Genomic DNA, 9,012 nt, shown 5'->3' on the forward strand with positions numbered 1-9,012 from the left:
GTCGCAGACCACCACCGTGACCGCGCCGCCCGCGCCGCCTGCGCCGGCCCCGCCGCCCATACCGCCTACACCGCCCACGCAGCCCCACCGCCCACGCCGCTCCTACCGCCCACGCCGTCCCTACCGCCCACGCCGCCAGCGTCGCGCCCGCCGCCCGCGGACGCGCCGTCCGTGCTCATGCCGTCCGCCCCGCGCGGTCGTCCCGGCGGCTCATCCGACCGGCCGCCAGTCGTCCCAGTCGTCGACCGGGCCGGCGGCCCCGACAGCGCCGACGGTGCCGACCGCGCCGACCGCGCCGGTCTCGTCGGTCGTGCCGGTCGCGTGGCCGGGGCGGCCGGGGTCGGCGGCGAAGCTCGGCGGAGGGGCGGACGGCAGGAGCAGCCGGACCCGCGCGCCGCCCATCTCGCAGGTGCGGATCTCCAGGCTGCCGCCGTAGCCCGACACCAGGTCGTGGACGATGCCGAGGCCGAGCGAGGCGAGCCCGCCGGGGGCCTGGCCGAACCCGGGGCCGTCGTCGTCCACCTGCAGCACGACCCAGCCGTGCTCGACGCCGACCCGGACGTCCACCCGGTGGGCCGCGACCCGGCACGCGTTGTCGAGGACGTTGCGCAGCGCCCGCCACAGCGCTACCGCGTCCATGTGCGCCCAGGCGGGCCCGCCCGCGAAGCACACCTCGTGCGGGGTCGCGAGCCGGATGCCGGTGACCACCTCGGCGGCCAGCTCGTCCACGCGGAGCCGCTGCGCGGGGGCCGGGCCGGCCGGGTCGTCGCCGCCGTCGTCGGGCGCGCCCTCCTCGTCGAGCTGGCGGAGCAGGTGGTCCAGCCAGCGGGTCTCGCCGAGCAGCTGCTCGACGCGCTCCCGGCTGGCCGGGCCGATGTCGTCGGCGACCGCGACCGCCGACGCCAGCATGATCACGGTGCCGAGCTCGTGCCGGATGTCGTGCCGCAGCCGGCGCCGCCAGAGCACCGGGTCGCCCGCGCCCCCGTGGGCGCAGGGCTCGACGCCGCCGCGCGCGCGGGGCTCGCCCGCGCCGCACGCCCGGGACGAGGACGGGGCGGAGGCGGAGGCGGAGGCGGTGGAACGGTCCGGCGCCGATGGTCGCCGCGCGTCCAGGGGTGGTGAGGACCGTGGCTGCCCGTGCTTCATGGAGGACCCCCGTCCGTTTCGCCGGCACCTCTCCAGGAGTACTGCGGGGCCGTCTCCCCCCACGGCCCGTATGCCGACGGTCACCCCGCACGGCATCGGCTGTCCAGATAATTGACCGCCACTGACCTCTGCCTGACCGGTTGTGGACAGCCCGATTATCCCCGTCAACCCGGTCCATTGTCGGAACGTCGAAGGACGGCCTTTCCGATCACCTCTCCGGCCGTCCGCGCGGCCGCCGGACGGCCGTCCCGGCGGCATTTCCTTCATGCCTTCGGCGTAGCGCCCTTGCGCATTCCGATGGGTGTGCGGCACTGGCGCGGCAGGCACAGTCTCGGTATGCCCAAGGTCACTTTTCTCGGACATGCCGGACTTGTCGTGCGCGCGGCGGCGTTCCGCCTGCTCGCCGACCCGTGGCTCGCTCCCACCGGGGCCTTCCTGGGGGCGTGGCACCAGTATCCGAGAAACGATCACCTCGACCTCCGGGAGGTGCTCGCCGCCGACTGGGTCGCGGTCTCGCACGAACACCTGGACCACTTCGACCCGTGGGTGATCGAACGCCTTCCGGCGCGGACCAGAATCCTCATTCCCGCTTATCCCGGACCCGCGTTCCGGGAACGGATCCGAACGGCGGCCGGTTCCCGCCAGGTCATTGAAGTGTCACCGTGGGAGAAATTCCCGCTGGACAATCGCGGATCGTGGATCACGGTGATTCCTGAGTTGTCGCCGATGTGCCATGACGCCGCATTTCTGATCGTTGCGGACGGCCGCGCGGTGCTGCACTGCAACGACGCCCGGCTGACCGCCGCGCAGGCCCGCCGCGCCAAGCACCTGGCGGGCGGACGGCTCGACCTCATGGCGCTGCAGACCTCCGGCGCGTCCTGGCATCCGATCTGCTACGAGTACCCGCCGGAGGAGATGGCGCGGGTCTCGCTGGCCAAGCGGGTCGCCAAGCTGCGCGCGGCGCAGCGGCTCGTCCGGCAGACCGCGCCCGAGCTGGCCGTCCCCTTCGCCGGGCCGCCGTGCTTCCTGGACGAGGAGGTCGCCCACCTCAACTGGGTGCTCGACCAGGAGGACGGGGCGTTCTGCGACCCCGAGGCGTCGGTGCGCTGGCTGCGCGAGCACCTCCCGAACCAGGCGTTCGAGCACTTCCAGCCCGGCGACGCGGTCGATCTGGACACCGGGGAGGTCACCCGCGACCCGGTTTCCGCCGAGTTCTCCTACGCCTGGCCGCCCGCCGACCGCACCGCCTACCTGGAGCGGTACGCGGCCGACCGCAAGGAGCTGGTCGCGGGCGTCCTCGCGTCCTATCCCGAGCCGGGGCCGGACCTGTTCGAGCGGTTCACCGCGCACTTCCACCGGCTCGGCGCGCTCAGCGACTACTTCCTGGAGCAGATCGCGATGACCGTCCGGTTCGAGGTGACCGGGCCGAACGGCGGGACCTGGGACGTGGACCTGACGCCCGGCGCGGTGACCGTCGCCGAGGCCCGGCCGGACGCGCGGCCGCAGTACCGGATCACGGTCGCCGGGCGCTGGCTGGACACCGTCCTCACCGGCCGCCTCGCCTGGGAGGATCTGCTGATCTCGTTCCGGCTCAGCCTCTACCGCGACCCGGACGTCTACAACGACCACCTGGTCGGCCTGCTCAAGCACGCCAACGCGGCGGCGCTGCGGGCGGTGGAGGAGTACGAGACCGGGCGGGACGAGTCCGAGCGCATCGTCGTCCACTCGGCCGGCCGGGACTTCGACATCCCGCGCTACTGCCCGCACGCGGGTGAGGACCTGTCCATCGGCGCGGTCGTCCGGGACGGGCAGATCCACTGCCTCGCGCACAACTTCGCCTTCGACCTGGCGACCGGCCGCTGCGTCAACGCCCGCGCCGCCTCCCTGGGCAGCCGCCCGCTCGACCCGTGCGCCCCGGTGAACGCGCCGGACCCGCTCGACGCGTCCGAACCGCTCGACGCGTCCGTACCGCTTGGCGGGCGCGCGCCGGCCGGCTCGCCGGGGGTCTTCGAGATGCCCGTTTCGGCCGAGCCGCCCACACCCTTCGGCGTGCCCGCCGCCGTCGACCTCGCCGGGACCGCCGGAGCGCCCGCGTCCGTGGAGGCGCCCGCCCCGGTCGAGTGATCCGGACCCTCGCGCGCGGCCCGTGGCCCATCGGCCACGGGCCGCGTGAACGTTCCGGTGACGATCCGGCCGAGCGGCCGATCCGGGGGATGAGGAATCCGCGAATCCGGTACCGTTTTCCCTGCGTTCATGGGGGTTGAGGGGATTTTGGGGATGGCAGTGGGGAAGATCCGGCGTGCGGTGCTGAAGGCGCGTCCGGCCGTGCGGAAGGTGCGCGGCGACCGCCGCCGCCTGGCCGTGGTGGTGGTCGTGTTCGCGCTGCTCGTGGGCGGTATGGAGCTGCTCGCGCTGAAGCTGGGCTCGTTCGATGTGCCGTTCGACGGTGTGGACGACACGACCGCCGGCGCCGACCACAGCGTCACCACCACGCACTGACCGACCCGAGCGCGACAGCGGCCCGCCTGCGGGAGTCAGTTCGGCGGCCGGTTCCGTTCCTTCAGGATCGACTGGAGGTCGGCGGCGTCCGAGAGCGTCGGGCAGGCGTACTTCTCCTGGTGGCCCCAGGAGTAGGCGATCTCCAGCGGCGGGTCCGGGACGAGCCGGTCCCAGCGCGCGAGGAGGGCCCTGAACTGCGCGCCGGTCGGCATCCAGTACTGCTTGTCGCCGTCCGAGCAGCCCTGCCCGAAGGTCTGCAGGACGGGCGCGACCGACCCGCGCGGTATCCCGGCCTGGTCGGCGAGCCGCACCATCCGGTCGATCGCGCCGAGGTCGCAGTCGGCGCGCGGGCTCGCGCCGCCCTGGCACGGGTAGGGGTCGAGCCCGATGACGTCCACGTTCAGCTTCGCGGGCGTCGCGTCCCGCATCGGCCAGTCGGTGAGCGACACGAACGCGATCTGGCCCGGGGCCTGCGCCTTGACCAGGTCGGCGCGGCGGCGGATCTCGGTGAGCACCTTCGGGCAGCGGCCGGGGTTCGGCTCGTCCGACAGGTACCAGCCGTAGACGCGCGGATCGTGCCCGTACCTCCGGACGGCCGCCGCGAACGCCTCGAAGGACAGCGAGAAGTCGTCGCAGGTGAAGTTGCCGACCCAGAGCATCGCCCGCATCCCCGCCGGGATCCGCGCGAGGGTAGCGTCGTCCGGCTGCGCGTCCACCAGGTCGAAGCCGAGCTCCTTGAGCCGCGGGTAGTCGGCGGGCTTGCTGTTCAGCGCGATCCGGCTGGTCGGGACGTGCCGGGCGGGCCGGGTGCCGGGCGTCGCGCTCGGCCCGGTGTACGGCCGGTGGCCGCCGGACGAGCGGCTCCACAGGCCGACCAGGACGCCGGTGACCAGCGCGACGGCCACGACCCCGGTGACCGCCGCGGCCACGGCCGGTCTTCCGCGCCTCACCGCCGCCTCACACCGCGTCCGGGGCGCGGTCGCCGGTCTCCTCGACGCCCGCCGCCTCCTCGCGGACGGGCCGCACGCTGCCGTCCGGTGCGACCGCGAGCGGCGGGACGGTGAACCCGAGGATGTGCCGGAAGGTGTCCCACAGCGCGCGCAGCGTCGCCCGCATGGACGGTTCGCGCAGGTAGACCGCGTCCACGGCCACCCGCGCCGGGACGATCCGCTGGATGTAGTTCACCAGGTCCACGGTCTCGCCCGGCCCGAGGACGTCGAAGTCGCGGAACCGCACCTCCGACACCCCGGTGAGGCCCGGCCGGTGGTCGAAGACCCAGCGGGTGTCCGGGCCGTAGTGGACGGCGAGGTCGTAGGTCTCCGGACGCGGCCCGACCAGCGTCATGTCGCCGCGCAGGACGTTCCACAGCTGCGGCAGCTCGTCCAGGGACCACTCGCGCAGCAGCCGCCCGACGCGGGTGAGGCGGGGGTCGGCGTTCGCGGTGACGGTGAGGCCGCCGACGCCGGTCCGCATCGTCCGGAACTTCAGCATCGTGAACGGGCGGCCCCCCTGCCCGACGCGGGTCTGCCGGAACAGGCCGGGTCCCGTGCTCGACATCCGCACGAGGCTCCAGATCAGCACGAGTGGGACCGACAGCAGGATCAGGCCGAGCAGCGCGCCGCACACGTCCAGCGCCCGGCGCGCACCGGAGGGCGGGACGCCGTCGGACGGGTCGACGGGGGACACCTCAAGGGCGGTCATGACGGAGCGGCCTCCGCTTCGAGAGTGGTCCGGCCGCGCAGCCGGGCGAACCAGAACAGCAGGACGAGGGTGGTCGCGGTGTAGGAGAAGGCGGACGCGACGGCCGCGCCCGCCGCCCCGAAGCGGGGGATGAGCAGCAGGTCGAGGGCGACCGTGACGGCGAGCCCGGCGGCCTGCGCGACCGAGGTGAGCCCGGGCCGTCCGATCCCGTACAGGTACGCCTGGAGCAGCCCGGACACCCCGTAGGTGACGAGCCCGCACAGCAGCAGGTAGGTAGGGTTCCGCGCGCCGTCGAACGACGACCCGAACACCCACGGCAGGACGGTCCCGGTGAGCAGCGCGAGCGGCACGACGGCGACGGCGGACACGGCGAGCGCCGGCAGGATCAGCCGCCGCGTCCGCTCGGCGGCGACGTCCCGCGCCTCCTTGGCGAAGTCGGGGTAGAGGACGTAGTTCATCGCCAGCCCCGGCAGCTGCACGAGTTCGGCGAACTTCGACGCGACGGTGTAGACGCCCAGCACGGACGGCCCGGCCATCGCGCCGAGGAACGCCACGTCCAGGCGGAGGTTCAGCAGGTCCACGAGCTGCCCGAGCTGTCCGCGCATGCCGAACCCGGCGATCTCGCGGCCGAGCTCGAACGACGGCCGTCCCCAGCCGGAGAAGAAGCCGCGCCGGGCCAGGCGGCGCGCGATCCACGCGGCGGCGGCGACGTCGGCGAGGACGAGGGCGGTGATCAGCGCGCCCGGCCCGTACCAGAGCCCGAGCATCCCGACGTAGAACGGCAGGAACACGAACTCCTCGACGGTGATCGCGAGGCTCGCGCCGCGCAGGTCGCCGGTGCCCTGGAGCAGTCCCTTCCCGACCGACACGAAGCCCTGCGTGAAGGACGGCGCGGCGGCGGCCAGCGCGATCCAGAACCCGAACGACCGGAAGAACAGGTAGAAGATCGCGGGGGAGAGGACGAGCCAGGCGAGCCCGCCGGCGACCGCGCCGCCGACCGTGAGCCACGCGACGGTCGGCCGCACCCGCCGCTGGTCGTGCCGCTCCCCGGCCAGGTAGTAGGGCGCGGCGCCCATCAGGCCCGCGTTCGACAGCTGGCAGACCATGCCCGGCAGGATCCGGACGAGCGTGAGCGCGCCGACGAGCTTCGGCCCGCCGATCCGCGCGACCAGGACCGTCGCGATCCCGAGCGACGCGAGCGCGCCGAGGCGTCCGGCCATGTTGCCCGCGACCAGCGTGACCATCCGGCTCCGCAGCCCGCCGCCGCGTTCCCCGGTGAGCGTCATGGGTTCGCCTCCCGCCGTCGTCCGTAGAGGTCCACGGCCGCGATCAGGCCGAAGAACGCCCAGCCGTGCCGGTAGTGCAGGGTCTGGTAGAACAGCGCGGAGACCAGGAACACGACGACCAGCGCGCCGAACAGCTCGGGATGCGGGACGAGGTCGGCGTACTCCCGGTTCAGCGCCCCGCGCCGCGCGATCCGCACGCACCGCAGCAGCAGGACGAACACCAGCGTGATCACCGCGACGCCGCCCAGGAACCCGCGTTCCAGCACGGCCGCGATGTAGTCGTTGTGGGCTTCGCGGACGTAGGAGTACTGCTCGTCGTAACTGTGCCGCCGCACCTCGTTCGGCCCGATCCCGAACGGGTGCCGCTGCTCGCTCAGCATCGTCAGCGTCGTGTTGAGGACGGTCCCGCGCGACTCGGTGCTCTCGCCGGTCGTCCGGCCGATCGAGTCGCGCAGGATCGGCGCGGTGCTCCCGACCTGCTCGACCAGCGTCGCCACGTTGATCTGGCTGAGCAGGACGACCGTCCCGCCGCCGAGGACGGCCGCGAGCGCCCCGGCGGCGACGGCGTGGTGCGCCCTGCCCGCGCGGACCAGGCCCCAGAGGTAGCCGACGACGAGGGCGACGCCGAGCGCGAGCGCGCCGCCGTTCGAGCCGGTCAGGAACTCGGCGGTGAGCAGGATCGCGCAGACCGCCCAGCGGGTGCCCTTGCGGCGCGGGAGCTGCGCGGCGCGCGCGATGAAGAACACGCAGATGAACCAGTTGGACGCGTAGTTGGCGTCTCCGAAGGTGAACATGGCGCGAGCGCCGTCCACCTGCTTGCCCGACAGGGCCTCGATGCCCGCCGCCATCCCGACGATCTCCATGACGGCGTAGAGCGTGCCGATGTGGACGTAGGCGCGCAGCGCGATGCGGGTCATGCCGGTGTCCTGGCAGAGCGTCGCGACGCAGACCGCCCACAGCAGCACGAACACGTCCTTGACCAGCGGCAGCGCGCCCGCGCCGCCGTTCACCAGGGCCGCGGTCGCGCCCGCGAGGACGGCCAGCAGCGTCGGCACCAGGAACGGCCACGGCACGGGCCTGCGCCGCGACGCCGCCCAGAGCAGCGTCGTGCCGGTGAGCAGGACGAGCAGCGCGTCCGGGACCGCCGTGTTGCCCGGCCCCGGTCCCATGCCGAACGGCATCAGCATCGGCAGCGACGCGATCGACAGCACGAGCACGATCGCGGTCAGCCGGAGCCGCCGCTTCACGGGCGGCGGCTCACCGGGTTCCGGCGTGGTGTCGTCCGGCCTCACGGTCGCCGGTGCGGTCAGGAGCATCGGCGTCACCGCTGGTGGGGACGGGCCGAGGAGCCCCGGTAGGTCTCGTCCAAGACGGTGCCGAGGTAGCCGGGCGTGAACCAGTCGCCGACGCGTCCGCGCGCCCGCTCGGCCATGCGTCCGGCGGCGACCGGGTCGTCCAGCAGCGCGGCGGCGGCGACCGCGAGGCCGTGCGGGTCCTGCGGCGGGACGAGCATCCCGGTCTCGCCCGCGAGCACCAGGTCCTGGTTGGACGGGACGGCCGTCGCGACCAGCGGTATCCCGGCCGCGATCGCCTCGACCAGCACGCACGGCAGGCCCTCCCAGCGGGACGCCATCGCCAGCACGTCGAAGGCGGGCAGCAGCTCCGGCACGTCGTCGCGGTGGCCGAGCCAGCGCATCCGGCCGGTCAGCCCGAGCCGTTCGGTGAGCCGTTCGACCTCGCCCGCCATCGGGCCGCCGCCGATCCACAGGCCGAACACGTCCTCGGGCAGCTCGGCGAGCGCCCGGACGAAGATCTCCGGGCCCTTCTGGAACTGGAGCCGCCCGACCGAGCCGACGACCTTGACCCCGAGCGGCAGGTCCAGCCGCCGCCGCGCGCGGGCCCGCGCGCCGGAGGCCGCCGCCGCCTCGAACGCCGCCACGTCCACGGCGGGCCACGACAGCCGCACCCGGTCCGGGGTGGCGAGGCCGAGCCGCAGCGCGGTCGTCACGGTCTCCGAGCCGATCGCCAGGAACGCGTCGGTGTGCTTGGCCGCCATCCGCTCCAGCCGCACGTACACCGACCGGCGCGGCCGCGACTGGAACTCGTTGAACGGGAAGCCGTGCCAGGTGTGCACGATCCGCGGCACCCCGGCGCGCGCCGCCGCGATCCGGCCGATCACGCCGCCCTTCGCGCTGTGCGTGTGGACGACGTCGTACCGGCCCTCGGCGAGGACGGCGGTGAGCGTCCGCAGCGCGGCCAGGTCGTCGCGCGGCGAGATCTGCGGGACCAGCGGCCTGACCTGCGTAATCTCCATCCCGGCCGCGAACGCGCGCGGGGTCAGGTCGCCCGCGGCGGCGTTCGCGACGGCCGCCTCGCCGTG

The 9,012-nt window shown here is 74.0% G+C and carries 8 protein-coding genes; 2 read left to right on the plus strand and 6 right to left on the minus strand.

The features are described from left to right. Window positions 1-210: 210 nt before the first annotated feature. Complete coding sequence (locus AB0J52_RS16965; protein ID WP_500182523.1) at window positions 211-1,146, minus strand: sensor histidine kinase; 936 nt, start codon at window positions 1,144-1,146, stop codon at window positions 211-213. Window positions 1,147-1,482: 336 nt separating this feature from the next. Here AB0J52_RS16965 and AB0J52_RS16970 point away from each other — a divergent pair, with 336 nt between their 5' ends. Continuing rightward, window positions 1,483-3,270, plus strand: a complete 1,788-nt coding sequence (locus tag AB0J52_RS16970) for a Rieske 2Fe-2S domain-containing protein (protein WP_500182524.1) — start codon at window positions 1,483-1,485, stop codon at window positions 3,268-3,270. Between the two features lie 153 nt (window positions 3,271-3,423). After that, window positions 3,424-3,645 (plus strand): hypothetical protein, encoded by a 222-nt coding sequence (locus tag AB0J52_RS16975; protein WP_500182525.1) that lies wholly within the window; start codon window positions 3,424-3,426, stop codon window positions 3,643-3,645. Between the two features lie 35 nt (window positions 3,646-3,680). On the opposite strand, the gene AB0J52_RS16980 is transcribed toward AB0J52_RS16975, so the two are convergent. From AB0J52_RS16980 to AB0J52_RS17000, 5 genes are all read right to left on the minus strand, one after another. After that, window positions 3,681-4,574 carry a glycoside hydrolase 5 family protein gene (locus AB0J52_RS16980; RefSeq protein WP_500182526.1) on the minus strand — a complete coding sequence of 298 codons (894 nt, stop codon included), beginning with the start codon at window positions 4,572-4,574 and terminating at the stop codon, window positions 3,681-3,683. 28 nt (window positions 4,575-4,602) lie between these two features. Continuing rightward, window positions 4,603-5,346, minus strand: a complete 744-nt coding sequence (locus AB0J52_RS16985; RefSeq protein WP_500182527.1) for a sugar transferase — start codon at window positions 5,344-5,346, stop codon at window positions 4,603-4,605. Next, on the minus strand, window positions 5,343-6,632 hold the full coding sequence (locus AB0J52_RS16990; RefSeq protein WP_500182528.1) for a lipopolysaccharide biosynthesis protein: 1,290 nt from the start codon (window positions 6,630-6,632) through the stop codon (window positions 5,343-5,345). Before AB0J52_RS16990 ends, AB0J52_RS16985 begins: the two co-directional genes overlap by 4 nt. Then, a complete protein-coding gene (locus tag AB0J52_RS16995; RefSeq protein ID WP_500182529.1) occupies window positions 6,629-7,948 on the minus strand; it encodes an O-antigen ligase family protein in 1,320 nt (439 codons plus the stop codon). Before AB0J52_RS16995 ends, AB0J52_RS16990 begins: the two co-directional genes overlap by 4 nt. Window positions 7,949-7,953: 5 nt before the next feature. Then, the coding region (locus tag AB0J52_RS17000) for a glycosyltransferase (RefSeq protein ID WP_500182530.1) at window positions 7,954-9,012 on the minus strand (1,059 nt) is incomplete at its 5' end.

This window comes from Spirillospora sp. NPDC049652 (assembly GCF_040675125.1).
Taxonomy (GTDB): domain Bacteria; phylum Actinomycetota; class Actinomycetes; order Streptosporangiales; family Streptosporangiaceae; genus Spirillospora.

Bases quoted from the DNA above. Each gene is read 5' to 3' on its own strand.
- AB0J52_RS16965 (WP_500182523.1), bottom strand. From the start codon at position 1,146: ATGAAGCACGGGCAGCCACGGTCCTCACCACCCCTGGACGCGCGGCGA.
- AB0J52_RS16970 (WP_500182524.1), top strand. From the start codon at position 1,483: ATGCCCAAGGTCACTTTTCTCGGACATGCCGGACTTGTCGTGCGCGCG.
- AB0J52_RS16975 (WP_500182525.1), top strand. From the start codon at position 3,424: ATGGCAGTGGGGAAGATCCGGCGTGCGGTGCTGAAGGCGCGTCCGGCC.
- AB0J52_RS16985 (WP_500182527.1), bottom strand. From the start codon at position 5,346: ATGACCGCCCTTGAGGTGTCCCCCGTCGACCCGTCCGACGGCGTCCCG.
- AB0J52_RS16990 (WP_500182528.1), bottom strand. From the start codon at position 6,632: ATGACGCTCACCGGGGAACGCGGCGGCGGGCTGCGGAGCCGGATGGTC.
- AB0J52_RS16995 (WP_500182529.1), bottom strand. From the start codon at position 7,948: ATGCTCCTGACCGCACCGGCGACCGTGAGGCCGGACGACACCACGCCG.